This window comes from Halobacterium noricense (assembly GCF_021233435.1).
Taxonomy (GTDB): Archaea; Halobacteriota; Halobacteria; order Halobacteriales; family Halobacteriaceae; genus Halobacterium; species Halobacterium noricense.
The window spans coordinates 2,455,057-2,481,629 of the sequence record NZ_CP089468.1; the positions used below are offsets into that span (position 1 = coordinate 2,455,057).

The 26,573-nt window shown below is 67.5% G+C and carries 29 protein-coding genes and 1 tRNA gene; 12 read left to right on the forward strand and 18 right to left on the reverse strand.

Annotated elements, in window-relative coordinates; all coding sequences use genetic code 11:
- Positions 1 to 32 precede the first annotated feature (32 nt).
- From arcS to LT974_RS13195, 6 genes are read right to left on the reverse strand one after another with little or no spacing between them, the layout of a single operon-like run.
- Complete coding sequence (gene arcS, locus LT974_RS13170; protein ID WP_232588094.1) at positions 33 to 1,787, reverse strand: archaeosine synthase subunit alpha; 1,755 nt, start codon at positions 1,785 to 1,787, stop codon at positions 33 to 35.
- A gap of 44 nt (positions 1,788 to 1,831) precedes the next feature.
- On the reverse strand, positions 1,832 to 3,304 hold the full coding sequence (gene tgtA / locus LT974_RS13175) for a tRNA guanosine(15) transglycosylase TgtA (protein WP_232588095.1): 1,473 nt from the start codon (positions 3,302 to 3,304) through the stop codon (positions 1,832 to 1,834).
- 43 nt (positions 3,305 to 3,347) lie between these two features.
- A complete protein-coding gene (locus tag LT974_RS13180; RefSeq protein WP_232588096.1) occupies positions 3,348 to 3,521 on the reverse strand; it encodes a hypothetical protein in 174 nt (57 codons plus the stop codon).
- Positions 3,522 to 3,559: 38 nt separating this feature from the next.
- On the reverse strand, positions 3,560 to 4,117 hold the full coding sequence (locus tag LT974_RS13185) for an NUDIX hydrolase (RefSeq protein WP_232588097.1): 558 nt from the start codon (positions 4,115 to 4,117) through the stop codon (positions 3,560 to 3,562).
- A 58-nt stretch (positions 4,118 to 4,175) separates the two neighbouring features.
- Positions 4,176 to 4,712: an AAA family ATPase gene (locus LT974_RS13190; RefSeq protein WP_232588098.1), complete on the reverse strand. Its 537-nt coding sequence runs from the start codon at positions 4,710 to 4,712 to the stop codon at positions 4,176 to 4,178.
- A gap of 59 nt (positions 4,713 to 4,771) precedes the next feature.
- The gene (locus LT974_RS13195) at positions 4,772 to 4,924 is read right to left on the reverse strand and encodes a hypothetical protein (protein ID WP_232588099.1); all 153 of its coding nucleotides are present in this window, start codon (positions 4,922 to 4,924) and stop codon (positions 4,772 to 4,774) included.
- A gap of 316 nt (positions 4,925 to 5,240) precedes the next feature.
- Here LT974_RS13195 and LT974_RS13200 point away from each other — a divergent pair, with 316 nt between their 5' ends.
- Positions 5,241 to 5,687 carry a type IV pilin gene (locus tag LT974_RS13200; protein ID WP_232588100.1) on the forward strand — a complete coding sequence of 149 codons (447 nt, stop codon included), beginning with the start codon at positions 5,241 to 5,243 and terminating at the stop codon, positions 5,685 to 5,687.
- Between the two features lie 164 nt (positions 5,688 to 5,851).
- On the opposite strand, the gene LT974_RS13205 is transcribed toward LT974_RS13200, so the two are convergent.
- A tRNA-Pro gene (locus tag LT974_RS13205) sits at positions 5,852 to 5,924 on the reverse strand.
- Positions 5,925 to 6,097: 173 nt separating this feature from the next.
- On the opposite strand from LT974_RS13205, the gene katG reads away from it, so the two are divergent.
- Positions 6,098 to 8,317: a catalase/peroxidase HPI gene (gene katG, locus LT974_RS13210; protein ID WP_232588101.1), complete on the forward strand. Its 2,220-nt coding sequence runs from the start codon at positions 6,098 to 6,100 to the stop codon at positions 8,315 to 8,317.
- 63 nt (positions 8,318 to 8,380) lie between these two features.
- Here katG and LT974_RS13215 read toward each other — a convergent pair whose 3' ends face one another.
- The gene (locus tag LT974_RS13215; protein ID WP_232588102.1) at positions 8,381 to 8,824 is read right to left on the reverse strand and encodes a TIGR00725 family protein; all 444 of its coding nucleotides are present in this window, start codon (positions 8,822 to 8,824) and stop codon (positions 8,381 to 8,383) included.
- Positions 8,824 to 9,414 (reverse strand): tRNA (pseudouridine(54)-N(1))-methyltransferase TrmY, encoded by a 591-nt coding sequence (gene trmY / locus LT974_RS13220; protein ID WP_232588103.1) that lies wholly within the window; start codon positions 9,412 to 9,414, stop codon positions 8,824 to 8,826. Before trmY ends, LT974_RS13215 begins: the two co-directional genes overlap by 1 nt.
- 310 nt (positions 9,415 to 9,724) lie before the next feature.
- Between trmY and LT974_RS13225 the strand changes: the two genes are divergently transcribed.
- Complete coding sequence (locus LT974_RS13225; protein WP_232588104.1) at positions 9,725 to 11,008, forward strand: tRNA pseudouridine(54/55) synthase Pus10; 1,284 nt, start codon at positions 9,725 to 9,727, stop codon at positions 11,006 to 11,008.
- Complete coding sequence (gene rnhB / locus LT974_RS13230; RefSeq protein WP_232588105.1) at positions 11,005 to 11,643, forward strand: ribonuclease HII; 639 nt, start codon at positions 11,005 to 11,007, stop codon at positions 11,641 to 11,643. The genes LT974_RS13225 and rnhB overlap by 4 nt, the downstream gene beginning before the upstream one ends.
- Here rnhB and LT974_RS13235 read toward each other — a convergent pair.
- On the reverse strand, positions 11,640 to 13,247 hold the full coding sequence (locus LT974_RS13235) for a Na+/H+ antiporter NhaC family protein (protein ID WP_232588106.1): 1,608 nt from the start codon (positions 13,245 to 13,247) through the stop codon (positions 11,640 to 11,642). The two genes, rnhB and LT974_RS13235, sit on opposite strands and share 4 nt — an antisense overlap.
- A 112-nt stretch (positions 13,248 to 13,359) precedes the next feature.
- Here LT974_RS13235 and nucS point away from each other — a divergent pair, with 112 nt between their 5' ends.
- The gene (nucS, locus tag LT974_RS13240; RefSeq protein ID WP_232590266.1) at positions 13,360 to 14,172 is read left to right on the forward strand and encodes an endonuclease NucS; all 813 of its coding nucleotides are present in this window, start codon (positions 13,360 to 13,362) and stop codon (positions 14,170 to 14,172) included.
- Here nucS and LT974_RS13245 read toward each other — a convergent pair.
- The 4 genes from LT974_RS13245 to LT974_RS13260 all read right to left on the reverse strand — a co-directional run bounded on the left by LT974_RS13245 (position 14,169) and on the right by LT974_RS13260 (position 18,338).
- Positions 14,169 to 15,221, reverse strand: coding sequence for a sensor histidine kinase (locus LT974_RS13245; protein WP_232588107.1), 1,053 nt, complete (start codon positions 15,219 to 15,221; stop codon positions 14,169 to 14,171). The genes nucS and LT974_RS13245 overlap by 4 nt on opposite strands.
- Positions 15,222 to 15,288: 67 nt before the next feature.
- Complete coding sequence (locus LT974_RS13250; protein ID WP_232588108.1) at positions 15,289 to 16,827, reverse strand: preprotein translocase subunit SecD; 1,539 nt, start codon at positions 16,825 to 16,827, stop codon at positions 15,289 to 15,291.
- Complete coding sequence (secF, locus tag LT974_RS13255; RefSeq protein ID WP_232588109.1) at positions 16,824 to 17,684, reverse strand: protein translocase subunit SecF; 861 nt, start codon at positions 17,682 to 17,684, stop codon at positions 16,824 to 16,826. Before secF ends, LT974_RS13250 begins: the two co-directional genes overlap by 4 nt.
- Positions 17,685 to 17,738: 54 nt before the next feature.
- Positions 17,739 to 18,338: a metal-dependent hydrolase gene (locus LT974_RS13260; protein WP_408611723.1), complete on the reverse strand. Its 600-nt coding sequence runs from the start codon at positions 18,336 to 18,338 to the stop codon at positions 17,739 to 17,741.
- A 102-nt stretch (positions 18,339 to 18,440) separates the two neighbouring features.
- On the opposite strand from LT974_RS13260, the gene LT974_RS13265 reads away from it, so the two are divergent.
- Entirely contained in the window at positions 18,441 to 18,743 is a 303-nt protein-coding gene (locus tag LT974_RS13265) for a hypothetical protein (RefSeq protein WP_232588111.1), read from the forward strand.
- Here the strand turns inward: LT974_RS13265 and LT974_RS13270 are convergent.
- Positions 18,740 to 19,207 (reverse strand): DUF5812 family protein, encoded by a 468-nt coding sequence (locus LT974_RS13270; protein WP_232588112.1) that lies wholly within the window; start codon positions 19,205 to 19,207, stop codon positions 18,740 to 18,742. The two genes, LT974_RS13265 and LT974_RS13270, sit on opposite strands and share 4 nt — an antisense overlap.
- Before the next feature lie 8 nt (positions 19,208 to 19,215).
- On the reverse strand, positions 19,216 to 19,782 hold the full coding sequence (locus LT974_RS13275; RefSeq protein WP_232588113.1) for a hypothetical protein: 567 nt from the start codon (positions 19,780 to 19,782) through the stop codon (positions 19,216 to 19,218).
- 322 nt (positions 19,783 to 20,104) lie between these two features.
- Here LT974_RS13275 and LT974_RS13280 point away from each other — a divergent pair, with 322 nt between their 5' ends.
- The 3 genes from LT974_RS13280 to LT974_RS13290 all read left to right on the forward strand — a co-directional run bounded on the left by LT974_RS13280 (position 20,105) and on the right by LT974_RS13290 (position 22,662).
- Entirely contained in the window at positions 20,105 to 21,382 is a 1,278-nt protein-coding gene (locus LT974_RS13280; protein WP_232588114.1) for a glucose-6-phosphate isomerase, read from the forward strand.
- A gap of 42 nt (positions 21,383 to 21,424) precedes the next feature.
- Positions 21,425 to 22,459, forward strand: coding sequence for a CPBP family intramembrane glutamic endopeptidase (locus tag LT974_RS13285; protein WP_232588115.1), 1,035 nt, complete (start codon positions 21,425 to 21,427; stop codon positions 22,457 to 22,459).
- A gap of 68 nt (positions 22,460 to 22,527) precedes the next feature.
- Positions 22,528 to 22,662, forward strand: a complete 135-nt coding sequence (locus LT974_RS13290; RefSeq protein ID WP_232588116.1) for a CopG family transcriptional regulator — start codon at positions 22,528 to 22,530, stop codon at positions 22,660 to 22,662.
- Here the strand turns inward: LT974_RS13290 and LT974_RS13295 are convergent.
- Together LT974_RS13295 and LT974_RS13300 are read right to left on the reverse strand one after the other, a co-directional pair.
- Positions 22,659 to 23,117, reverse strand: coding sequence for an NOB1 family endonuclease (locus tag LT974_RS13295; RefSeq protein WP_232588117.1), 459 nt, complete (start codon positions 23,115 to 23,117; stop codon positions 22,659 to 22,661). The two genes, LT974_RS13290 and LT974_RS13295, sit on opposite strands and share 4 nt — an antisense overlap.
- The gene (locus LT974_RS13300; RefSeq protein WP_059057654.1) at positions 23,117 to 23,359 is read right to left on the reverse strand and encodes a PRC-barrel domain-containing protein; all 243 of its coding nucleotides are present in this window, start codon (positions 23,357 to 23,359) and stop codon (positions 23,117 to 23,119) included. Before LT974_RS13300 ends, LT974_RS13295 begins: the two co-directional genes overlap by 1 nt.
- A 147-nt stretch (positions 23,360 to 23,506) precedes the next feature.
- Between LT974_RS13300 and LT974_RS13305 the strand changes: the two genes are divergently transcribed.
- The 3 genes from LT974_RS13305 (at position 23,507) to LT974_RS13315 (ending at position 26,561) form a co-directional block, all read left to right on the forward strand.
- Complete coding sequence (locus LT974_RS13305) at positions 23,507 to 23,989, forward strand: plastocyanin/azurin family copper-binding protein (RefSeq protein ID WP_232588118.1); 483 nt, start codon at positions 23,507 to 23,509, stop codon at positions 23,987 to 23,989.
- A gap of 79 nt (positions 23,990 to 24,068) precedes the next feature.
- Positions 24,069 to 25,871, forward strand: a complete 1,803-nt coding sequence (gene infB / locus LT974_RS13310) for a translation initiation factor IF-2 (RefSeq protein WP_232588119.1) — start codon at positions 24,069 to 24,071, stop codon at positions 25,869 to 25,871.
- Between the two features lie 435 nt (positions 25,872 to 26,306).
- Positions 26,307 to 26,561, forward strand: coding sequence for a hypothetical protein (locus tag LT974_RS13315; protein WP_232588120.1), 255 nt, complete (start codon positions 26,307 to 26,309; stop codon positions 26,559 to 26,561).
- Positions 26,562 to 26,573 lie beyond the last annotated feature (12 nt).

A 26,573-nucleotide genomic window follows, 5' to 3' on the forward strand; every position in this document is an offset into this window, starting at 1 on the left:
CACCACGGTCGTAGCTCTTTCGCCCGCGCTCGCTACGTTTGCTCGCTGTGGCGCACGTCGACGGCCATCCCGCGCGTCGCGTCGGCCATCGCCGGTCCGGGCATCGCCGCGCGCCCGATTGCGAACGCCTTCGGCCCCTCGACGACGACCTCGTCCCCGACCCGGATGTCGTCGTCGGCGTCGACGACGCCCGGCGCGAGCACGCTGCCCTCGGGAACGAACGCGTCGATTTCCACGCGCTTGGTCGGCGCGTCGCTGGCCACCCACTTGCGCGCGCCGGCGAGCGTGAACGACAGCGTCCCGTACTGGGGGACCAGCGCCGCCAACTGCTCGCCGTCGCCGTCCAGCGCCTGCAGTTTCGGATACCGGCCCTGCACCGTGAGGTCGTCGAACAACTCGTCGCCCGCGCCGTCCGCGATGAAGTAGTCGGCGACCGCGCGCAGCGTCGCCTTCTCGCGCTCCTCCACCCAAATCTTGGGCTCGCCCGCGAGCGCCGCGTTCAGCTCGCCGAGGCTCTCGTCGGTCGTCGGGTGGTCCTCGACCGTGAACTCGAAGGGCACGTCGACCTGGCCCGCGACGCGCTCGCAGATGTCGCGGTAGCCCTCCTCGGGGACGTGCGCGATGACGCGCGGGTAGTCCGTGCGGTCGATGTACTGCTTCAGCACGCTCGCGACGAAGTCCTTCTCCTCCTCGCTCCACCGCCCCGTCACCACGCTGTCGTAGTGCTGAGCGGGGTACGTCAGCTCCAACTCCTGCGGGACGACGCCGATTGGCGACGTCATCGAGACCATATGTGCGCGGTAGTTGGCGGCGTCCTGGAACTGCCGGTGGCTCTGACTCTCGCTGTACGGCTTCTTCGCCGAACACGGCACCAGCAGGAGCGGGTGGCCGTCGAGGCGCTTCTGGTAGCGCGTGGTCACGCGCTCGGCGAAGCGCTGAATCTCGACGCGCCGGAGCGTGTCCTCGGTCGCCGACAACAGCAGCGAGTCCCGCATGACGGGCGTGTGCTCCTCCAGGTAGGCGTACTGCTGGTCGAATTCGCGGAACGCCGCGGTGACCCACGCCTCGTGGCGGGCCTGCCCCTCGACGTAGTCGCGTAGGCGGCCGTCCCGAATCCGGCGGCGCACGCGGCCCAGTTCCGCCTGCAGCGCGTTGACGTTGTGGTCGACGCAGTCCTCGCGGTCGAACGCCGCGACGGGCTGCTGGCACGCCGGGCACGAGCACGGCAGTTCGTCGAGGTCTTCGAGGTCGTAGGCACCCTCGGTAGTGAGGTAGCGTCCCTGCGTCCCGCGAACGACGGCGCGGTCGGCGTCCACGAGGTCGACGCCCGCGTACACGAGCACGGCGACGTTCCGCGGCGTCGCCACCCCGGAGAGGTAGAGCGCGGTGTCGTCGGGAATCGCCTCGCGCGTGTCGACGACAGCCTCCCGGAACGCCGCGCCGTGCCCGACGGTTCCGGGAGCGCCCGACAGCACGTACGCGTCCGCGCCGTAATCGTCGGCGGTCTGCGGAGAGACGACGGCCGCGCTCGGGAACTCGACGTCGGGGTAGTCCGGCGCGAACGACTCCTGGACTTCCTCGGCCGTTCCGGACGGGAAGCCGCGGTACGGCAGCACGGTCAACACGGACTCGTCGCCCTCTGGCGTGTCCTGTCGCTGGACCCACTCGCTGCCCGCGTCCTCGACGACGTCGTCCGCGAGCGTCGGCGTCGTCACCGACTCGGCGAGCCGGAGCTCGCCCACGCGCGCCGCGGCGTCGCGCGCGTGCACTTCGAAGTACTCGGTCATACACGCAGTTCGGGGCCGCGCGCCCAATTGCCTTGCCTTTCGACCTACTCGCCGTCCGCGTCGATGTCCACGGTCTCGACGTCACCGGGCACGCGGTCGAGCGCGGAGTCCGGCCAGCCGCGGTGCGCGAGCGTGAACTCCGTCTCGGGGTTCGCGGCCACGAGTGCGGCGACGCCGTCGGCGGCGGCCTCGTAGCCCGCGCGGTCCATGCGGTCGGGCGTCTCCGCGGTCAGCGGGTACGTCGTGGACAGCGAGCGCGGGAACGGGCCGAACGGCGGCGTGACGTTCCACCACTCGTCGAAGCGGTCGTTCCCCGAGCCCTCCGTGAGGAGCACGTCGCCCTCCGCGGAGAGGCGTTCGAGGCGGCGGTGGTGGCGCACGACCTCGGGGCGGCGCGCGCTGTCCGCGGACGTGTAGAAGAACGCGTCCTTGCTCGCGGGGTCGGTGGCTTCCAGTTGCTCGCTGTGGTCGAGGAGCGCGCGGAACCCGTCGAGGGTGCGGGGGTGGGCGTGTGCACGGGCTTCCACGAGTTCCATCAGGTTCCCGGACTTGATGGCCTGTTTGACGCGCCGGAGTTCGCCGAAGGAGACGTGGAGGTTGTGCTCCGCGAGCAGTTCCTCGCGGGCGGCGTCGCCCATGCGCTCGACCTCGTCGGGCGCGTGCTCGGTGCAGACCGGGCACTCGCAGGGGAAGTAGTGGAGGCTGTCGAGGTGCTCGGTGCCGTGGACGGTGAGGTAGCGGTCGTCGCGGGCGTAGATGGCGTACGCCGCCGAGTCCAGGAGGTCACAGCCGAGTGCGGCGGCGAGCGCGAACATCATCGGATGACCCGCGCCGAACAGGTGGACGGGCGCGTCCCGACCGAGCCCGCGCCTCGCCGCCAAGACGGTTTCGGCGACGTCGTCGTAGCGGTACTGGTTCATCATCGGTACGACCGCGCCGACCGGGAACAGGTCGAGGTCCGTGTTGTAGGCGTGCCGCGCGGCCTCCTCGCGGAGGTCCGTGTGCGTCGCGCCCTGGACGGGCGCGTTCACGAGCATGTCGCCGACGTCGACGGTCTCGGCGAGTTCGAGGCGCTCCTGGGTGGTCGCGAGTTCTTCTTCGGCCTGCTCGCGGCTGGCGTCCGGCGGGGTCGGGATGTCCACCGGCGTCCCGACGTCACTGCCAATATCGTGCTGGAACTGGAGAATCTCCTCGGTGGTCGTGTCGATTTCGCCGTACTCGGCGAGCTGGAAGCTCCCCGAATCGGTCATGATTGCGCCGTCGAAGCCCAGCATCTCGTGGAGGCCTTCGTCGAGCGCGCGCTCGTGGAGGTCCGGGTCGTTGTTGATGATGTAGGAGTTTGTGATGAGCATCTCCGCGCCGAATTCCGGGAACCGCGACGGCTCCACGGTTATCAGGTTCGGATTGACGACCGGCATCAGCGTCGGCGTCTCCACGGTCACGCCCGCTCGCGGGACCTCCAACTCGCCGATGCGGGCCGCGCCGTCCTGCGCGGTCACCTCGAAGACCTCTCTCATTACTCGTGGGTAGCCAGCGGCGGCGCGTAAGGGTTTCTTTGTGCTACTCGCTGGTCTCGACGTAGAACACGCGCTCACGGGGGATGCGGCGGACGGTCCGGCCGTCCTCGCTGGTCACGAGCCAGTGGCCGGTGTCGTCGTTGAAGCCGAGATTCGAGTCGCTGGTCTGCCAGTCCGTGACCCCGCCCTCGGGGTCCTCGTAGATGATGACGCCCATACCGGAGCGTTGCGGCCGCCCGCGATAAAGACGGCGGCCTACCCGACTTCGTAGTTCAGCACGCCGAGCGCGGTGCGCCCGTCCCGAATCTCGCCGCTCCGGACGGACTCGAGTAGGTCGTCGTAGGGAGTCGTCGTCACGCGGATTGACTCGTTGAAGTCGAGGTCCTGCTCGCCGGTCGGCCGGCAGCCCTCCGCGAGGAAGTAGTGGTGGACGGCGTCCGCGACGCCGTTGGTCGGCTCGAACTCCCCGAACTTTTCGACGGACTCCGCCTCGTAGCCGGTCTCCTCTGTGAGTTCGCGGTGGGCGGCTGCCGCGAGGTCGGCGTCCTCGCTCTCGACGCCGCCAGCTGGCAGCCCACGGTTCACGCGTCCGACGGCTTGTCGCCACTCCTCGATGAGCACGACGTCGCCGTCGGGCGTGAACGCCAGCAGGACGACCGCGGGGTCGTCGACGAGGTAGTCGAAGTCCGTCTCCGTGCCGTCCGGCAGCCGGACCTCCTCGTGGGCGATCTCGAACCCCGGGCACTCGTAGGCCACGCTGCGGCTGGTCGTCTCCCACGCCAGCGGGTCGGCCGGCGAATCCTCCTCGGTCACGAACGCGGGTTCGCGCCGCGTCGAAAAAAGGCTGCCGCGACCGCTCGCCCGGCCGCGTTCAGAACAGCACGTCGACCTGCTCGCGGGTCGACGCCAGCCCCTCGGAGTTGTCCACGACGGCGTGCTCGCGCTCGATGCTGTCGAAGGACTCGCGGTACTGCTGGTGGATGGCGAAGTCCGCGTCGCTGGCGTCGCCCGAGCGCTGGCGGATGCGCTCCCGGACGACGGCCTCCTCGCACTCGACTTTCACGAGCGTCGCCGGCACGCCGAGGTCGTTCGCGGTGTTTTGGACGCTGTCCCGGAGGTCGCGGTGCTGGAAGGTTCCGTCGAGCACGACGCTGTCGCCACTGCGGACGACTGTGGCCGCGCGCTCGAACAGTTCGTCGTAGACCGCGCGCATTTCGGCGTCCGTGTACTCGGGGTCCGGGAACAGGTCGTTCCGGACGACGTCGGTCCGCAATAGCTCCGCGTCGAGCAGGTCGGCGGCGTGTTCGGCGACGGTCGTCTTCCCCGCGCCCGGCAGCCCGCAGACCACCACGATGCGCGGCTGCTGTTCGCCGTTCGATGCGTTCGCTGCGGCGCGCTCCCCGCTCACAGTAATCGACTGAGAAACGGCGCGCCCGGGATATGAACCTGTGGAATCCGTGCCGCGGCCTATCGCAGTTCGATACCGGACTCCGCGCTGAACTCCTCGGCGCACGTCGCACAGAGCACGAGCTCCACCTCCGTCGGCTCGGTGCCGCCCTGCGTGAACCGGACTGTGTACCCCTCGACGTCTCCCCCGTCGCCGCAGTTCGTGCAGGCCATCTGGTCGCCTTACTACGTCGGTCCCCGAACCGTTCATACATGATTTGTCGAGCCGTTTTACGTGGCGGGTCCCGGAACGCCCAGCAGGTCCGAGTGACCCACACGGATTCGATTCGACCCCGCAGAACTGTCGGTAAACCACCGTTAAGCAGTCGTTAACACGGCTCTCGGAACTAGTAAGCCCAGCGCCATTTGGAGAGGGAAGTTAAGTACGGTGAGCCGTTAGAAGCGCTAAGCACGGATTCGGCACGGAGGGGGAAGTTCCACGCGCGACGGGTCACCGTCGCAGCCGTTCCGGTCGCGTGCAGCAAACACCATGAAGAAAATCACTATGTTCGAGATGCCGGACGACGACGAACGCGGCGTATCACCGGTTATCGGCGTCATCCTGATGGTCGCGATTACGGTCATCCTCGCCGCGGTCATCGCGAGTTTCGTGCTCGGGTTCGGGGACCAAGTGAGTCAGAACGTTCAGGCTGGAGCGGATATTAGCGAAACTGATGACGGGTCGGTTACCGCAACTTGGATTAGCGAAGGGAACGCGGACCACCTGAATGTCTCCGTGTCGGACGATAGTAATGTTGCGTTTGATGAATCCAGTATAACCGGTTATGCCGAAATCCAACAAGTCGGCAATACAGCCACACTAACCACTGATGGGGATTCCCCACCTTATGATGTAACTGTGACCGTGACAGCCGTCGGTAGTGGCGGTTCACGGACAGTCGTTGCTCAGGAAGAGGTCTCCGTCGGATCAAGCTAACCGTTAAGCTCTTTCCGTCTTTTACGTATACGAATATATCTGATTGAGTGAGCGTGAAGAACCGGCGGCTCCGCGAGTAGGTCCGAGCGCGGAGGCTCACGTAGACCATCCCGTAGAGCGGTCGCTAAGTGTCGAGAAATGCGGGAAAAGGGGTATATGTGAAGTGGGCCGGCGCGAATTCGAATCGCGGTTACGGCCACCCGAAGGCCGAAGGATACCAAGCTACCCCACCGGCCCGCGTTTCTACGTTGTCTCGTTGTCGGTTTAACGCTTCCGAATTGCAGGAATCGAGGGGGCGGGAATGACACTCTCGGCGGCGAATACGGCGTGCTAACACGCTTCACAGTTGGTAATTGCCAACGTCATCGTTAACCGGGAGGCACGTCTGGTCGTGCGTAGGTAGTACTTCGATGAGCAACGACAAACCCGATCGCGGCACGGACGACCTGCGACCCGACGGGGGAAGCGGGGAACACTGGGAACCGAAAGGCGTCGACGACTGGTGGCCGAACCTGCTGGACGTCGACGTGCTCGACGACAACCGCCGCAACGTCGGTCCCCTTGAGGAGGACTTCGACTACGCGGACGCGTTCGAGGACATCGACTACGAGGAGTTGAAGGCGGACATCCAGGACGTCATGACGACGTCCCAGGACTGGTGGCCCGCCGACTACGGCACCTACGGCCCGCTGTTCATCCGGATGGCGTGGCACAGCGCCGGCACGTACCGGACCATCGACGGGCGCGCTGGCGCGGCCGGCGGCCTCCAGCGCCTCCCGCCGGAGAGCAGCTTCCCGGACAACGTGAACCTCGACAAGGCCCGCCGTCTGCTCCAGCCGGTCAAGGAGAAGCACGGCCGCAAGCTCTCGTGGGGCGACCTCATCATCCTCGCCGGGAACGTCGCCCTGGAGACGATGGGCTTCGAGACGTTCGGTTTCGCGGGCGGCCGCGACGACGAATTCAAGCCCAACCACGCCGTCGATTGGGGGCCCGAAACCGAGTGGGAGACCACGTCCCCCGAGCGCTTCGAGGACGGCGAGGTCGGCAACCTCAAAGACCCGCTCGCGAACACCGTGATGGGGCTCATCTACGTGAACCCCGAGGGGCCGTACGGCGAACCGGACGTCGAGGGTTCCGCGGCAAACATCCGCGAGGAGTTCAGCCGGATGGCGATGGACGACGAGGAGACGGTCGCGCTCATCGCCGGCGGCCACACGTTCGGGAAGGTCCACGGGGCCGACGACCCCGAGGAGCACGTCGATGTCGAGCCCGAGGACGCGCCGATCGACCTGCAGGGTCTCGGCTGGGACAACGACCTCGGCGAGGGCAAGGGCCCCGACGCGATTACCAGCGGCATCGAGGGTCCCTGGAACTCCGCGCCGACCCAGTGGGACATGGGCTACATCGACAACCTGCTGAACCACGACTGGACCTCGGTCAAAGGTCCCGGCGGCGCGTGGCAGTGGCGGCCGGTCGGCGACGACGTGGAGGACGCGCCGGCCCCACACGACCCCGAGGACACCGAGGAGCCGATGATGCTGACGACGGACGTCGCCCTCAAGCACGACGACGACTACCGGGAGATTCTGGAGCACTTCCAGGAGAACCCCGACGAGTTCCAGGCGGCGTTCGCGAAGGCGTGGTACAAGCTCATCCACCGCGACATGGGGCCGCCGGAGCGCCTCGTCGGCCCGGAAGTCCCCGAGGAGACGTTCGTCTGGCAGGACCCGCTCCCGGACGCGGACTACGACTTCGTCGGCGACGAGGCGGTCGCCGAGCTCAAGGAGGCACTGCTGGACTCCGACCTCTCGCGCCAGCAGCTCGTGAAGACCGCGTGGGCGTCTGCGTCGACGTACCGCGACAGCGACAAGCGCGGCGGTGCCAACGGTGCGCGCGTCCGCCTGGAACCCCAGCGTAGCTGGGAGGTCAACGAGCCCGACGAACTGGAGACCGTCCTGGCGACCCTCGAAGACGTCCAGGGAGACTTCAACAGTTCGCGCTCGGACGACGTCCGCGTCTCGCTCGCCGACCTCATCGTGCTCGGCGGGAACGCGGCCGTCGAGCAGGCGGCCGCCGACGCCGGCTACGACGTGGACGTGCCGTTCGAACCGGGCCGCACCGATGCCACGCAGGAGCAGACCGACGTCGAGTCCTTCGAAGTGCTCGAACCGAAGGCCGACGCCCTCCGGAACTACCTCGGCGGCGGGTACGACGACCGCCCCGAGGACCGGATGATCGACAAGGCCGACCTGCTCGACCTGTCGGCCTCCGAGCTGACGGTGCTGGTCGGCGGCATGCGCGCGCTCGGCGCGACGTACGGCGACGCCGACCGCGGCGTCTTCACGGACGACCCGGGCACGCTCACGAACGACTTCTTCGTGAACCTGCTCGACATGGACTACGAGTGGGCGGCCGTCGACGAAGACGAAGAACTCTTCGAGGTCCGCGACCGCGAGAGCGGCGACGTCGAGTGGGAGGCCACTCGCTTCGACCTCATCTTCGGGTCGAACGCCCGCCTCCGCGCCATCGCCGACGTCTACGGCGCGGACGACGCCGACGAGAAGTTCGTCGAGGACTTCGTGGACGCCTGGAGCAAGGTCATGAAGCTCGACCGCTTCGACCTCGAATAGCCCGGCTCCGCCCACTGCTCTGCGATTCTTTCTTTCGCGCTCGCTCCGCCAGCCTTGCGGCCGTCAGTCGACGCGCGCTTCCACGTAGTCCACGGCGTCCGCTGGCGTGTCGACGTCCTCGACGTGTGGTGCGTCGGGCGCACCGAGCCCCGCAATCGGCCGGTCGTAGATTGAACTGAAGCCGATTTCCGAGAGCGTGCCGCCCGCGCCGTCGACCGCGATGACCGCATCGCCGTTCATAACGACAAGCGCGTTCCGCGCGTGTCCCATGCTCGTCGCGATGGCCGTCTCGACGTACTCGTTGGCTGCATCGCGGTCCTCACCCGGGAGGATGCCGATTGTGTGGCCACCGGCTTCCCTCGCGCCGCGGCAGGCCGCGCGCATCACGCCACCGAGCCCGCCGCAAACGACGGTGTGCCCGCGCTCCGCGAGCAGCCGACCGACTTCGCGGGCGTTCTCGACGGCTTCGTCCGGTGGCGCGCTCGCGCCGATGACACTGACGCGCATCAGTACTCGGTGAAGCCGTCGGTGTCGAGGTAGTTGTGTGCGACCGTGATCGTGTGGTCGGCGTGCAGGATTTCGGGGCCGACGCGGACGCGCTGGTCGCTGCGGTCCGCGAGGAAGACGGCTTCCTCTTCGGTGAAGTCCTCGTGGTCCGAGAGCACGAAAATCGGGTCCTCGGGCGGTTCGACGGCCGCGAGCGCGTCGCCGTCCTCGTGGAGTTCCACGACGGTGCCGTCGAGGTCGTCCAACACCGTCCGGAACCCGCGCTTGGAGACGTGGATGCCGGGCGTCGACTCGGCCTCGCGGTGGCCGATGGCGCGGTCTTTCGCTTCCAGCGCTTGCTTGAGCAGGCCGGCGATGTTGCGCTCGTCGGGATTCATGTACCGCAGCTCACTGCCGTCGATGCGGACGGTGACCTCGTCGGCGAGCACGAGGTGCACCTGGACGGCCGTCCGGATGTCGTGCGAGAGGAACAGCGCGGCGTTGACGCACCGGCAGAGCACGTCCAGACGCCCCGCGCCGCCCGCGAGGTCGTCCAACGAGAAGTCGGGGTCGGTCGGCGCGTGGTGGCCGAGAACGACGAACTGGCGCATACCGACCCATCGCAGCCACGCGATTTACTCCTATCGACCGACCACAGCGCAGCCGATTGAACAGTCGCCCCCTGGTGGATTGAAAGGGCGAGGGCGTCTGCGGGAACCCCGACGACGTAAGCACCGCAGGGAGCAAAGCGACTGAGGAGCGCAGCGAGTCGCGGGACCGCAGACGCCCGAGGGCTTTCAGAAGGAAACAGAGCGAACAGCGGCAAAGACGAGACAACGAACGGTGAAGAGACGAGACGAAGCGGCGAATCACAGGCTAGAGACCGAAGAGTACGTACCAGCGGCCCCCGACACAACACCCATGACAGTCTTGGAGGACGCGCGACGGGTGCTGGCGGAGGACCCGATCTGCGACGCGTGCGTGGGTCGGTGTTTCGCGGAGCGGAGTTTCGGGTTGACGAACGCCGAGCGCGGGCGGGCGCTTCGGACGACTATCGCGCTGGCGGACGACGAGCCGTACGAGGGCGTCGACCCCTCCGAGTGCTGGGTGTGTGAGGGCGCGTCGGGGCGTTTCGACGAGTTCGCGGACCTCGTCGTGGACGCGCTCGCGGGCCAGAACTTCGACACGTACCAGGTGGGGACGCAAGCGCCGCCGCTCGTGGAGGAGAACGAGACGATGCTGCGGGACATCGCGGACTTAGCGGAGGACGCCGGTGAACTGTTCAAGTCCGAGTGCAACCGCGAGGTCGGCAAGCGCGTCGGCCGGGAGACGGGCGCGGACGTGGACTTCGAGCGCCCGGACGTGCTCGCGGTGCTGGACGTCGAACACGAGACGGTGAGCGTGACGGTGAACTCGGCGTTCGTCTACGGCCGGTACCGCAAGCTCGAACGCGGGATTCCGCAGACGAAGTGGCCCTGTAGCGACTGCAACGGAACGGGGACGCTCGTGGACTCGCCGTGTCCACACTGCGAGGGGACCGGCTTCCTCTACCCGGAGAGCGTCGAGCAGTTGACCGCGCCACCCGTAATCGACGCGATGGACGGCGAGTCGGCGTCGTTCCACGGCGCGGGCCGCGAGGACATCGACGCGCTGATGCTCGGGACGGGGCGGCCGTTCGTCGTCGAGGTACAGGAGCCACAGGAGCGCCACCCGGACCCCGAGGAACTGGAGGAGGCCATCAACGAGTACGCCGACGAGAAGGTCGAAGTCGAGGGGATTCGGCTGGCGTCCTACGAGATGGTGGCGCGCGTGAAGGAGCTGGACGCACGGAAGCGCTACCGGGCGCAAGTGGAGTTCGGCGAGCCGGTCACGGAAGAGGGGTTCGAGGCCGCACTCCTGGAGCTGGACGGCGCGACCATCCAGCAGGAGACGCCCCAGCGCGTGAAACACCGGCGCGCGGAGAAGGTCCGCGAGCGCGAGGTCTACGACATCGAGGGCGAACGAACCGACGACACGCACGCCGTCGTCGAAGTGGAGGGCGAGGGCGGGCTCTACATCAAGGAACTCGTCTCCAGCGACGAGGGCCGCACGGAGCCGAGTCTCGCGGGCGTGCTCGGCGTCGACGCGGAGGTGACGGCGCTAGACGTCGTGACCGTCGAGGGCGAGCGCGACGAGTTCGAGGACGAGGAGTTCTTCCGGGAATGAGCGAGCGGTTCGGCGTGGACGAGGCCGGCAAAGGCCCCGTCCTCGGGTCGATGTTCGCGGCGGCGGTCGTCGGCTCCACCGAGAACCTTCCGGCGGGCGTCGCGGACTCGAAGCGGCTCTCGCCCGCGCGCCGCGAGGACCTAGACGAGCGAATCCGCGAGCGTTGCGAGGTCGGCGTCGCCGAGATTCCCGTCGAGCGCATCGACGACCCCGAGACGGACATGAACACGCTCACCGTGGACGCGCAGGCGAGCGCGCTCGACGCGGTCGCGGCGGACGGCCTCGCGGGCTACGTGGACGCGGGGGACGTAGACGAGGCACGGTTCGGCCGGCGGGTCGCCGAGGGCGCGGCGGCCGACGTGGACGTGACCGCCGAGCACGGCGCGGACGACGAGTACGCGCTCGTGGCGGCGGCGAGCATCGTCGCGAAAGTCGCCCGCGACAGCCACGTCGAGGACATCGCTTCGGAGTACGGTGACGTGGGCTCGGGCTATCCGAGCGACCCGACGACGCGAGATTTTTTGCGGGAGTACGTCCGCGAGCACGACGCGCTGCCGGCGTGTGCCCGGGAGTCCTGGCAGACCAGCAGGGACGCGCTCGCGGCCGCCGAGCAGTCCGGGCTCGAGGAGTTCTAGTCGTTCTCGGGCGTGGGGACGTCGCTCTGCTTGGGATCGATACCGCGGCGGTTTGCGTCGAGTTCCGAGAGCCCGTAGACGAGCGCGACCAACAGGCCGACGCCAATCGGGAGCAGCAGCCACGGCGTGACGCGCGTGTACCCCCAGACGACGAGCAGGAGCGCGGAGACGGCCACGACAGTAACTGCGTAGTACAGTTGCGTGCGTACGTGGTCGATGAGGTCCGCGCCCGTGAACGTCGCCGACAGCACCGTAGTGTCGGAGATGGGCGAGGCGTGGTCGCCGAAGATGGCACCCGAGAAGACGACGCCGACGGCGGCCGCGACCATCGTGTGGCTGCCCGCGAGGTTCCACGCGACTGGCACCGCGATGGGCGTGACGATGCTCATCGTCCCCCACGAACTCCCCGTGGAGAACGCGACGAACGCCGCGGTGAACAGCACGATTACGGGGAGTAGCTCCGGCGACAGGAACTGCTCGACGGCGTTCGCGACGTAGGTTCCGGTGCCCAGCGCGTCGACGACGTTCCCGATGGACCACGCGAGCACGAGAATCGTCACCGCCGTCAGCATGATTCCGAACCCGTCGATGGTGGTGTCGACGCTCTCCCCCAGCGAGAGCACGCCGTACGCGAACCCGAGGACGTACGTGGAGACGACCATCGCGAACGACCCGAAGATGAGCGCGAGCGCGTAGTCGGCGTCCACGACCATGTCGTAGAGGCTGGCGTCCGGCGCGTACCCCGTGTACAGCGCGGAGCCGACGGTGACGAGGATGAGCACCGCGATGGGCGCGAAGAAGGAGAGCAGTTTCGGGTTCTCCGTCTTGGGTTCGCCGAGCGTGGCTTCGACGTCCTGCATCGGGCGGGCGTCCTCGCGGGTGACGTTGCCCGTGGTGGAGGCGCGGTGTTCGGCACCGAGCATCTCCCCGTAGTCCCGGCAGGAGAGCACGACGATGGCGACCATCGCGATGGCGAGAATCGCGTACATGTTGAACGGAATCGACTGCAGGAACACCGCGAAGGCGTCGGGGCGGTCGGCGGCTGCGACGCCCGCCGTCTGGTAGCCCGTCTCTATCATCGAGAGCTGGAACGCCACCCACGAGGAGATGGTGAGGGTGGCGACCGGCGCGGCCGTCGAGTCCACGATGTAGGAGAGTTTCTCGCGGGAGACGCCGAGGAAGTCGGAGACGTCTTTCATCGTGGAGCCGACGACGGCGGTGTTCGCGTAGTCGTCGAAAAAGAGGAGCAGCCCCAGCAGCCACGCAACGACGCCCGCGGTGCGCTTGCTGTCGATGTGGTCGAGCGCCCAGTCGCGGACGGCGTGGGAGCCGCCGAGCCGCCAAATCATCGCGACCGCCGAGCCCAACAGCAGCGTGAAGATGATGATTTGGGCGTGGAAAATGGAGCCTTCCCCATCTGCGGTCACCTGTGAGATGGAGCGCGCAATCCAGTCGAAGGTCTGTGCGAGGCCGACGCCGCCGGTGAAGATGACGGCGCCGGACCACACCCCGAGGAACAGCGACAGCACCGCCTTCCGCGTGATAATGGCGAGTGCGATGGCGAGCAACGGGGGGACGATAGAGAGGACGCCGAACTCGGACATACCTCCACCTTTCGCTCTAATGGCTTAAATGCCACTCTGGAGCGCTGACGCCGCCGGCCTGCCGCGGGCAATCCACAGCTTTATCGGTCGGCACGGCAACCGAGTGGAGACGATGGTCGTACAGCGACTGGACGCGCCCACCCCCGAGGAGTTCGTCGCCGCGGCGAAGGCGGCGTTCCGGGACGGCGCGGTGTTGACCGTACAGGCCCGCTGCGAGGTCGAGTACGAGGGCCGCACCAGCGGCTACCTCGACGAGGGCGACCGGCTGCTCGTCGCGAAGCCCGACGGAACCTTCCTCGTCCACCAGCCGACCGGCCACAAGCCCGTCAACTGGATGCCGGGCGGCGGCACCGTCGAAGCCCGCGAGAGCGACGGCGACGCGGTCCTGCTGGCGCGCCGCAGTAACCCCAGCGAGCGCGTCGAAGCCCGTATTCTGGAGGCGTACGGCGTCACGCGCTTCGAGGCCGAGGACGGCGCGACCTACGAGGAGTCCGGCACCGAGGCGGAGATGCACGAATACATCCAGAACAACCCCGAGAGCCTCGAAGACGGCCTGCGCATCGTCGAGCACGAACGCGAGACGAAGTACGGGTTCGTGGACTTCTACGCCGTCGATAGTGAGGGGGCGCCCGTGGTCGTGGAGGTCAAGCGGATTCAGGCGACGCTGAACCACTTCGACCAGCTCAAGCGCTACGTCGAACTGTACAGCGAATCGAACGGCGGCGAGGGGCGCGAGTCGACAGACGAGCGGTCCTCGATTGTGAGCGGCGACGCCGCGAACGACGTGCGCGGGATGTTGGTCGCGCCGTCCGCCTCCGAGCGCGTGCGGCGCGCGCTCCGCGACAACGACATGGAGTTCGTGGAGCTCGCGGAGTTCGGGCTGGACGCGAAGGGCGCGACGGAAGCCAAACTCAGCGACTTCTAGGCGGCGGGGAACGAGAGCACGACCTCGTTGCCGTCCTCGCGGTCGCCAAAGGAGAGGTCGCCGTCGTAGGCGTCGAGAATCCAGCGCACGAGCCAGAGGCCGACGCCGCTGCCGTGGCTGAGTTGCGTAATTTCGCGCTCGCCGGTCACCGTCTCCCGCTCGACGTCGGGAATCTCGGGGCCGTCGTCGCGAACGACGACTTCGACGCGGCCGTTCGTCTCGGTGACTTCGACGCCGACCCACGGCTCGTCGCTGTCGTTGTGCTGGATGGCGTTCTCGACGAGTTCGCGAATCGCGTCCGCGAGGTAGTCGCCGGCCACGGCCGTCGCATCGGTGGCAGTCACCTCGATGGTCGTCCCGGGATGCTCCTCGCGGAGGTCGGTGACGACGTCGGCGACGGCGCTGCCCACGTCGTAGGGACGGGGTTCGGGCGGGTTCTCGATGAGGTCGCGGATGGTCGTGATGTGTTCGTGGAGTTCCGCGAGTCGCTCGCCGGAGCCGTGGACGTCGTCGGCGAGGTCGTCGCTCGTCTCGTCGTCGGCCATCCGGACGCGCGTCGCGTAGCTGTACAGCCGTTGGGCTTCCGTGCGGAGGTTGTGGCGGACGAGTCGCGAGAGTACGTCGAGTTTCTCGTGTTCGCGGGCAAGTTCGCGGGCGCGGATGCGGCGCGCGTCGTTGACGCCGATGAGGACGTGCGCGACGGCGCTGACGGCGACGACGACTGTGCCGGAGAAGACGGGCGCGGCGGGCAGCGACGCGACCGCGGACTGGTAGGCGTACAGCAGCGCGAGCGCGGCACCGATGACGACGACGCCGAGCGCGTTCCAGCCGGCGATGCCGAGCGTCTGCCGGAGCGTGAACTCCGCGCGGTAGACGACGTAGCCGGCGGCGACGAGCGCGAGGCCGACGAGCGCGCCGAATCCCGCGAGCAGCCACCCCGAAGTCGGTGGCTGTGTGCTGAGCACGTGTCGCCCCATCACGGCGACGACGATGCCACCCGTGAGGCTGATGGTGGCGCTGGCGGCGGCGCGCCACGTATCTGTGTGCATAGTCGGTATGCGTCCGTAGGCAGGTTAAGCGTGGTGCTCGCGGCGGCCGACGAAAAAGACGGCGGCGTCAGTGCTCGCCGGTGAGGAGCCGGCGGAGGATGTCCCCGTACGCGGGGCGCGTGACGAGCACGCCGATGAGCACGCCGAGGATGGTGATGATGGCGAACCCGCGGAGGTCGCCGAGGCTGAGCACCGCGAGCGGACTCATCGCGATGATGGTGGTGACCGCGGCGGCCCCGATGACCCACAGCGCCTTGCGGAATCGGCTCTTGAACACGCGCTGGGAGCCGATTTCCTTGGTCATCACCTCGTCGGCGATGATGACGAGGTCGTCGACCCCGGTCCCGATGACGGCGATGAACCCGGCGATGTGCGAGAGGTCCAAGGCCAGCCCGCTCACGGCGGCGAATCCGAGCAGGATGACGACTTCGGCCAGCGCCGTGAACACCATCGGTATCGCGACCCGGGGGTCGCCGTACCGCGCGAACACGACCAGCGCCATCGCGATGGCGGCGGCGATACCGGTCACCAGCGACAGCGGCTTGTACCGCTCGGCGAAGCTCGGGGAGACGTAGTAGGAGTCCTGGAATTCGAGTTGCGTCGGGAGCGCGCCCGCCTGGAGGTTCACGCGCAGTTCGCGGGCTTCCTCCATGGAGTTGGCCGTGATGACGAACCGCGGGTCCTGCACGAAGTCGCCGTTCTCGAAGCTCTGGGCGAGGTTCGCGCGGACGCCGGCGTCGTAGACGACTTCGCCGTCGAGGACGGTGAGCAGGCAGTAGCCGCCGTCCGGGAACTGACAGTTACTGGTGCCCTGGCTGGACGTGAAGCCGTACTGGCGCATGTCCGCGGCGAACTCCTCGGCGGCGTCCTGCGTCAGCGAGACCGGCACCGACGGCCGTCCGTCGATGACTCGCGCGGTGCTGACGTCGCTGCGCTGGAGTTGGGAGTGCGAGAGCACCGTGGCGTTCGTCTGGTTGCCGTTCTGTGGGTAGTACGCCAACATCTCGACCTCGCCGCGCCCCTGGATGAGCGAGCGCACCTCGGAGGCGTTCTGTCCGGGGACTTCGACGACGATGTAGTTCCCGCCGGCCTGCGTCCGCGTGGAGTAGACGGAGGCCCCGGAGAAGCCCGTCGCGTCGATTTTCGTGGAGATGGTGTCGACGATTTCGCTCCGCGTCGCGGACGTGACGCCGCTGGAAACCGAGTCGTAGCTGTACCCCAGCGAGTCGAGGGCGGTCCTGACTTCGGCGGTCGTGTTGTTCGCGTACACTTCCACGACGTCGGGGCTGTCGGCTGCCGGGCGGTCGCGCGCGGTCACGCTCCCGGGTTCGAGCGAGAGCGCGTCGGCGACGTCGGCTTCGAGGGCTTCGCGTGCGCTCTCGTTGGTCGGAACGTCGACGCCCGACGCGGTGACGCCGACCGCGGTCGCACGCAGCCGCACGCCGCCGGAGAGTTCGAGGCCGTACTGGAGGTTCGTCGGCCGTGACGCGGCCTCCTCGTCCCCGCTGGCGGACGCGCCGATGCCCGGCGCGAACAGCGCGACCGACGAGCCGAGCAACAGGACGACGAGGAACGCGACCCGCCAGTTCTCGCGGAGCCAGCTCATCGCGCCACCCCCTCGAACTTGTACCAGCGAAGCAGTGTGACGTTCATCATGTAGGTGTTCACGAGGTCAGTCGTCAGCCCGAAGACGAGCACCAGCCCGATGTCCGTGAGCAGTTGGATGCCGAAGACGTAGGAGACGATGGTCATCACGATCATCGTGACGATGGAGGTCACGGTCATCGTGACACCGGTACGCATCGCGCGGTGGACACTCTCCCAGAACCCCCCGGAACGCCGGAGGACGTGGTTGTTCAGGAGGATGTCGGAGTCGACGCTGTAACCGATGAGCATCAACAGCGCGGCGACGGTCCCCAGCGAGAGCTCGATGCCGAAGACGTTCATCAGCGCGATGGGGACGACGATGTCGCTGAACGCCGACAGCACGACCGCGATGGAGGGAACGAACGTGCGGAAGAGGAGGAAGACGACGGCGCTCATGCCGAGGAAGGCGATGGCGAGTCCGAGGAGCGCGAGCTGCTGGGTGGAGCTACCGAACGAGGGCGCGATGCCCTGCGACTGGACGACCTCGAAGCCCGCGTCCCTGGCCTGCTGGGAGATGGCCTGCGTTTCGTCGGACTGGAACGTGATGAGGTACTGGGAGCCGCTCGTGCCGATAGACCGGATGGACTCGTGGTCCCGCTCGAACGCGGCCGTAATCTCCGATTGGGGCGCGTCCGATTCGACCACGAGCTCCGTTCCGCCGGTGAACTCGATGCCGGGGTCGGCCGGCCATCCCGTGAGGGCGAACGACGCGCCCACGACTGTGAGCGCGATTACCAGCAGGGCCAGCGGCGGAGCGACGAGCTGCCGCATGGAGTACTGACTGAGGTCGACCTCAGGGACCTCGAAACTGGGCATGAGTGCCGGTCGGGAGCGAGCGAGGTTAAGGCTTCTTATACCCAGCCAGCAGGACTACGGCGCGAACCGCTCGGGGACGTGGCGGCGGACACCGTCGGGCACCTGGGCGAACAGCCACGTCGCGATGGCGGGGAGGCGCTTTCGGACGACGACGTAGCCGGCCGAGAAGACGAGCGCGCCGGCGACGACCTGCTGGACGCTCGGGCCGAACGCCAGCGACGCGGGTACGCCGAAGACGGCGGCGACGGCGAGGTCCTCGGGGGCGCCGTCGTAGCGGACGAGCCGGCGCGGCGGGAGCCACCGACCGTGGAAGTGGCTGTAGACGGCGCGTTCACTGGTGGCCTCCCACGGTTCGAGTTCGAGACCGCCGCCGAGCGCGTCGCTGGCGGCGTGGAGCGCGGCGGCGACGAGGAAGACGGCCGCAGAGACGGTCCACGTCGTCGGCGAGACGAGCGCGACGACGGCGGCGACGGCCGCAGCGGCGCTGTAGTAGACCGGGAAGTGGAGGGTGCGGCGGTGGCCGGCGTAGAGGTCGAGGTCGGGGAGGACGCCGCCCGCGAGGCCGGCAGCGGCCACAGCGACCCCGAACTCGGGCACGACGAGTGAGACGAGCGCGGCGACCGCCAGCCCCACGAGCGCGTGTGTCGTCGCCATCATGGATGTGCTCTCTAGGCGGGCAGCCGGCTTGAAGATGTCGCCTGTCGAAGAACAGAATTCGGCGGTGGGTGTAAACCGGTCGTTCACGTACACGCACCCATGACCACGGTCACCGTCTCGTATCCGGCGGACGTCAGCGACTGGGAGCGCGACCAGTTGACGACCGACCACGTGCGGGCGTACCTCAAGCGGTCGAACCAGCGCGCCAGCGAGGGGGACACGTGGACTATCTCCGTGAGCGCCGGCTGTGGCGTCACCAGCCCAGAGATTCCGCTCCGCGTCGAGCACGTCGCTGGCGAAACGGCGCTCGACGAGACGGCCGAACTGGCGTTCGTCGAACGGGAAGCCGCCGGCGTCGACGCCGGCTGGGACGGCCAGAGCGAAGCGAGCCCGGAGAACTAGGGCAGGTAGCGGACGCTCACGAAGTCCTCGCCGGAGCGGACTTCGACGCGCTCGATGCCGATGCGGGCGGCGCGTGCGACCGTCTGCTCGTCGTCGAGCACGTCCTCGACAGTCTGCTCGACGCCGTCTTCGGGCACGCCGAGCACGTGAACTTCGCCGATACCCGCGCGCTCGACGGTCTCTATGTCGCCGGCGTCGAGACCCGCGGCAATCTCCTTGGATTTGGGCGTGGGCGTCTCGTCGCTGGCTTCGACGGGAATCTGCTTGCGCTCGACGACCTCGACGACGCTGTACGTGACGTTCATCGGCGGGTCCGGCGCGACCGTCGCTTCCAGCACGTCGCCTTCCGCCAGCCCCGGGTTCTCCGAGAGCGTGTGGACCTGCGCGTCCGTCACGTCCGAGAGCACCGCGGAGCCGTCCGCCGCGCTGGTGACGAGGAACGTCGCGGTCTTCTCGTCTGTCATCGACGGGCCTAGGCCGTCTCGCCGTTTCCGTGTTTCGACGCGAAGCCCCGGTGGACACCGTAGACGACGAGCGCGCCTGCCAGCACGAGCAGCGGCGACGCCACGGACGGAATCGCGTAGAGGAGTTCCACGACGGGCGCGAAGACCCCGGACGGTTCCGGGCGCGTAATCGCCTCGCTGCCCGACCCGAACTCCGCGGGCATCGACGCCACGAGCGCGAGGTAGACCGAGACGACGAAGACGTAGCCGGCAGCGCCGAGTGCGGCGTCATAGCGGTCGGCGACCTGTCGCTCTCGGCGGTGCCGGTTCGCGACGAACAACACCGGCGCGACGATGGGTACGAACACGAAGAGGCCGACGACAACGTAGAACGTCCGCGAGAGCGTCAGCGACCCGCCACCGGCGCCCGTCGTGTTCCCGATGAGTACGAGCAGCCCACCGACCGCGAGCGCGACCACCATCGCCGCGACAACGGTGCTGACGACCACGTAACTCCGAAATAAGAGCGAGTCGGACTGCCGGAACGCGTACGGGTACGCCGTCAGCAGTCCGGAGTAACTGTCGAACCGTCCCATTACACGAGATTCGGCGCTACCGGAGCAAAAGTACGGCGACTCGCCACAGTCGGTGGACACAGTTCCTGAATCTCGGACGTGGTTCGAGAACCAGAAAGCCCCCTCCCGCTCGCGGCACCTGCCTCGCTGTGCTCCTCGCTCACTGCGTTCGCTGCGGTGCTTGCGTCGGCACGCGCCGCGACCGGTCGGCCCCTTTCAGTCCCGGGAGACTCGCTCCGCTCGTCTCCCGACCCACCGCCTGCTACCGGGTGTCCGGACAGCGAACTCGGCCGGCGGCAGCGAGAGGCCAGCTCTTAAGCACGCCGCCGTCCCGGTACCCCACATGCACGTAGACGTGGGCAACGCCCTCGCGGTGGAGGCGACGCCGGGCGTCCCCGAGGACGCACTCGAACGACTGGACGACCGCGTCAGGGACGCACACGAGCGCATCGTCGCGGGGATGACCGGCGCCGAGTTCGGGTACGCGGCGCTGAATCTCCCGAAGACCGCGGACCCGGCCGCGATAGAACAGGCGGTCGAGCCGTTCGCGGACAGCGACGTCCTCCTGAACGTCGGCATCGGCGGGAGCGCGCTCGGCGCGGCGACGCTCGTGGACGCCCTCGACGGCGACCTGGACGCGTACTTCCTCGACAACGTCGACCCCGAGCACGTCACCGGGCTCCTGGAAGACATCGACCTCTCGCGGGCCGTCGTCCACATCGTCTCGCGCTCGGGAACGACCGCGGAGACGCTCGCGAACTTCCTCGTCGTGCGCGACGCGATGGAGGATGCGGGCGTCGACTGGACGGAGCGGACGTTCGTCACGACCGGGCCGGAGGGGAACCTCCGCGACCTCGCCGACGAGCACGACCTGCCCGCGCTCGACGCGCCCGAGGGTGTCCCCGGGCGGTTTTCCGCGCTCTCGACGGTCGGGCTGCCGGCTGCCGCGCTCACCGGCCACGACGTCGAAGCGATTCTCGACGGTGCGCGCGAGGGCCGCGCGGCGCTCACGGGGTCGCTGTTCGACTGCCCGGCGTACGCGTACGGCGCGACGGCGTACGCCCTCGACGTCCGCGGCGCGGGCATCAACGCGATGATGCCGTACGCCGAATCGCTGGAGACGTTCGCGGAGTGGTTCGCGCAACTGTGGGCGGAGAGTCTGGGGAAGGACGGCCTCGGGCAGACGCCCGCGCGAGCGCTCGGCGCGACCGATCAGCACAGCCAACTCCAACTCTACCGCGCTGGCCCCCGGGACAAACTCGTGACGCTCGTCCGAACGCGCGAGCGCGACGACCGCGAGATTCCGGAAACCGAACTGGAGGGGCTGGACTACCTCGCGGGCGGTAGCCTCGGCGAACTGCTGGACGCGGAGTTCGAGGCCACGGAAGCGAGCCTCGCCGAATCGGGCGTCCCGAACGTCCGCATCGAAATTCCGCGAATCGACGAGCGCTCGCTGGGCCGCCTGCTCTACGACGTCGAAGCCGCCTGCATCCTCGCGGGCGAACTGTACGAGGTGGAGACGTTCACCCAGCCTGCCGTCGAGTGGGGGAAAGAAGCCGCACGCGGCCTGCTCAGCGGCGAGCGCGGGCTCCCGGAGAAGACCGAACTCGTCGTCGAGTAGGACAACGGCACGCCTTTGTCCGAGCAGGCCGGATTCGGCAGCGTGAACGACCGGTACGCACAGACCGTCGGCTTCGTCGTCGCGGGCGTCGGGCTCGCCGCCACGTTCCTCGACTGGCCGGCCGACGCCACGCTCGCCGCACGCGCCGCCACCGGGTTTGCGCTGCTCGCCGCCGCCGCGTTCGGCGCGCGCCGGCACGGCGTCGACGTCCCGCGGCTCGACCTCGTCGCCGGCCTCGCGGGCGGTGGACTCGCAGTCGCCGCGACGGTCGGCATCAACGCCGCGACGACGGGACTGCCGCGTGGCCCGCCGCTCGCGCTGCTCGCTGGACTCGGGACGGTCGGCGCGGCAGTCGCGGCGAACGCGGGGCTGGACGCCGACGCGATCCGCGCCCGCGAAAAACACCTCGTCGTCGGCGTGGTCGTCTCGCTGGCCGCGCTCGTGTTCGGGTCGCTACTCGCGACCGTCGCTGTCGGCGTCGTCCCTGACGATCCGCTCGTCACAGTGCCCGTCAACACCGCCGTCGCGAGCGTCGGGTATGGACTAGCTGGCGTCGCGTTCGTGACGTGGTACGACGGCGGCATCGACGCCAGCCGGCCGTCGCGGGACGACGTGAAAGTCGCGGCTGTCGGGGTCGTCGCCATCTTCGCGGTCCACTACGCGCTCGTCGGGCTCGTTGTCTTCTTCGACCTCCCGCAGACCAGCCACACGCTTGTCGAGACCGCGCGCGAGCACCCCGGAATTTTGCCGCCGCTGGTCGTCCTCTCGTATCTCGCGGTCGGCCCCGGCGAGGAACTGCTCGCGCGCAACGGCGTCCAGAAGTACCTCTACGGTGCGTTCTCGCGGCGCGGCGCGGTCGTCGTCGGCTGTCTCGTGTTCACCGGCGCGCACGTCCTCGCGTACGCCGGCACGGGCGCGACGCCGGGCGCGGTGCTCGTGACGCTCGGCCGGCTATTCGTCGTCTCGCTCGTGCTCGGCGTGACGTACGAGCGCACGGACGACCTGTTCGCGCCGGTCGTCGTCCACGGCACGTACGACGCCGTCCAGTTCGCGGCCGCGTACGTCGCGTTCACCTGACGCACAGCGGCGGCCGTCTGACGCGGGGCTGACTAAGTATTACGGTCCGTGCTGCCGAATCAAACGGTATGCCTCGGAAGTACTCCGTCGTCTGTGGGGACTCTCTCGCATCGGACGTCGAGGAGTTGGCGCGGGAGTACGGGCTCTCCGAGCAGGAAGTGCTGCGCCAACTCATCGAGAACGGGCTCGAAGAGATTGACTAGCGGGGGCGCTTGCGCGCGAGGTCGCTGCCACAGACCGGGCAGCGCTCCTTCGATTCGTCGAACTCGCGGCCACAGCCCTGACACTGGAAGTTCCAGTTCCGGCGCTCGCTGATTCCTTCCTGCTCGATGACGTCGACGCCGACGCCGAGTTCGTCGGCGGCGTTCTGCACCGCGTAGTCGTCCGTGACGACCGTGCCGTCGAGTTCGTACGCCGCCGCCAGCAGCCGGAGGTCCGTCTCGGAGAGCACGTCGAGGTCGCCGGTCGTGCGCGCGGCTTCGCGGGCCGCCGCGAGCGCGGCCTCGCCCGGTACCTGCACCTGCATGCCGCCGCCCGCCATCGCGTCGTAGCGGTACGCCGCAGCGTCCTCCAGTTCGTCCCGGACGGCGGGAATCGACGCCGTCTCGCCGTCGGGCTCGTAGTCGTGGATGAACGCGGAGGCGTCGAGGACGTACACTATCGCTGAACGACGATGTAATCTTTGACCGCCTGCACGCGCCCGACGGGGACCCGGTAGTGGCCCTCGCCGTCGGTCGGGAAGTTGACGGTGACGTTCGAGTCCTCCAGCGGCTCCACGAGGAGGTCTTCGAGCTTCCCGCTCTTGAGGTCCATCGTGATGTTGTACAGCATGCCCAGTTCCGTGCCGTCCGACCCCATCACGGCTTTCCCGGAGAGGTTCTCGGCGAGGATGTCGGCCATACCCGGGAATCTCGGCTGGGATTCACATAAACCCCGCGGGGTCGTCGGACGCGCGACGCACGGCCCGCGGTTTCGTGGCCGATGCCGACGGCGAGTGGGGCGAGAGTTGGGAAAGTACTCAAGCAGGAAGCGCCGAAACGAGGGGGCATGAGACGCCGAAAACTCCTCGCGGCGGGTGCGAGCGCGCTGGCCGCGGCGCTCGCCGGCTGCACCGGTGGCGACGATTCCGGGACGGCGACCGGGACGACCGACCAGACCGCCACGACCAGTGAGCCGACCACGGCACCCGACCAGTCCGCCACGACCAGCGAGCCGAGCGCGACACCGACCGAGAACGGGAACGCGACTGTCGTCACCGTCGCGCCGGACGGCAACCTCGAATTCGCGCCGGAGTCGGTCACGGTGGCTGCCGGAACGACCGTGCGCTGGGAGTGGGACGGCAGCGGACACAACGTCCGACCCGCCAGCCAGCCGGCCGACGCCGACTGGACGGGAACCGAAGGCGGGAACGGGAAGACGTACGGCAGCGGCCACAGGTACGCGCACGCGTTCGAAGTGCCCGGCCAGTACGACTACTACTGCGCGCCACACAAGTCACTGGGCATGCGGGGCAGCGTCGTCGTGGAGTGACCAGCGACCCGTGACGATGGAATTATACGCCGCCGCCCGCTCTGTTCGGTCAACAACCGTTCTCTCGGAGGATTCTACTATGTCCGACGCAGACACCACCGAAGACCCCGGGGAGCTGCGGACGCCCATCGTCGCGGTCCTCGGCCACGTCGACCACGGGAAGACCAGCTTGCTCGACAAGATTCGCGGCTCCGCCGTCATCGAGGGCGAAGCCGGCGCTATCACCCAGCACATCGGCGCGACCGCCGTGCCGCTGGACGTCGTCAGTGAGGTCGCGGGGAGCCTCGTCGACCCCACGGAGTTCGACCTCCCCGGGCTGCTGTTCATCGACACGCCCGGCCACCACTCGTTCTCGACGCTACGCTCGCGGGGCGGCGCGCTCGCCGACATCGCCATCCTCGTCGTGGACGTCAACGACGGCTTCCAGCCCCAGACGGAGGAAGCCATCCGCATCCTCAAGGACACGGGGACGCCGTTCGTCGTCGCCGCGAACAAGATCGACACCATCCCGGGCTGGAACCCCACGGCGGACGCGCCCGTCCAGCAGACCTACGAGAACCAGTCCGACCGCGTGCGCAGCCAACTCGACGAGGCGCTGTACGAGCTCATCGGCGAACTCTCCGGTGCGGGCTTCTCCTCGGACCTCTACTGGCGCGTGCAGGACTTCCAGTCGAACATCGGCGTCATCCCGGTGTCCGCGGAGACCGGCGAGGGCGTCCCCGACCTCCTCACCGTGCTGATGGGGCTCGCACAGCGGTACATGAAGGCCGAGATGGAGGTGAACATCGACGGCCCGGGTGCCGGCACCGTGCTCGAAGTCAAAGACGAGCGCGGGTTCGGGACGACGCTGGACGTGATTCTCTACGACGGCACCATCCGGCAGGGCGACCAAATCGTCGTCGGCGGAACTAACGACACCATCGTCACCGAGGTACGCGCGCTCCTGAAGCCGCGCGAACTCGCGGAGATTCGCACGGAGAAGCGCTTCGACGACGTGGAGTCGATGCAGGCGGCGGCCGGCCTGAAGATTGCCGCGCCGGACCTCGACGAAGCGATGGCGGGCGCGCCGGTCCGCGTGGTCGGCGACCGCGACGTCGAGGACGTCGTCGAGGAAGTCGAAGCGGAACTGGCGGAGGTCGCCGTCGAGACCGCCGAGGAGGGCGTCGTCGTGAAAGCCGACACGCTCGGCAGCCTCGAAGCGCTCGCGAACGCCATGGAGGAAGCCGAGATTCCCGTGATGTCCGCGGAAGTCGGCGACATCGCGCCCCGCGACATCGCGATGGCGACGACCGCCGACGACGACAAACACCGCACCATCCTCGGGTTCAACGTGGACGTGCTCGGCGACGCCGAACAAAAGGCCGAGAACGAGGACGTCCGCATCTTCGACAGCGACGTCATCTACCAGCTCGTCGAGGACTACGAGGAGTTCGTCGAGGAGCGCGAGCGCGCCCAGCAGGAAGCCATCTTCGAGAACATCGTCCGGCCGGCGCGCTTCCGCATCCTTCAGGACCACGTGTTCCGGCAGAACGACCCAGCGGTCGTCGGCGTCGAAGTGGTCTCGGGGACGCTCAAGCGGAACACGCCGGTCGGCCTCATGGAGGGCAACGAACTCCACCGCGTCGGCGTCGTGAAGGGCATCCAGGACCAGGGCGAGGACGTCGACGAGGCGCGCGCGGGCAACCGCGTCAGCGTCTCCATCGACGGCCCGACGGTCGGCCGCGACATCAAGGAGGGCGACGAGCTCTGGGTGGACCTCCCCGAGAAGCACGCGAAAGTCCTCGAACAGGAACTCAGCGAGGAGATTCCGGCCGACGAGCGCGAGGCACTGAAGGCGTACCTCGAAATCCAGCGGAAACGCGACCCCTTCTGGGGGAAGTAGGTCTGGATTTATACACAATCTCTTTACAAGCCACCTGACAGTGTGCCTAAAGAACAAATCAACTTCGGTCGTTCTTTGTTAAGATTTGACCGAGGGGTTTGAAAAAGGATTTATTGCATCCTTATCGGATACAATTGAGAAGTTTATGGCTGTTAACAGAACGAATAGCATCTGCTTGGAAAACGTACAAATAGGAGACTAGCGGGTGGCGAATAGACTGTTTTATACAGGGGGTTACGGCCAACCAGTGTGTATGCGTATGTGTCTATGTAAAACCACTCGATAGTACTTGCTTTGCTGTTGAGTGTGCGCTAAGGGCCTATTCCTGATTTTTATACCCCGATTGGATTTTGAATATAATGTGCGTGCGTCGGTTTATACGTGCCACCGCATATACCCTTGTAGTGTATGAGATCCAATCATACAGAAGGAGAAATGAAGCAACTCATCCACGATGCAATTTGGAATGAGTTGCCAGATGAAAAGCGCCATGAGTTGCTAGAAGCAGACGAGATCAAGATTCTCGGAACTGAAATGGGCGCAACCAAAGCGTTAGTCCAGAATCGACTGCTAGACCACTTTGAGTACAAGCACTGGGTTGATACTGAGGTCGATGGAACAGAAGTGATGTTCAAAATCCTCGAAGACCGAGGAATAGCCCACGATAAGGTACTGTTCAGTATTAAGTAAACTTCCTATCGC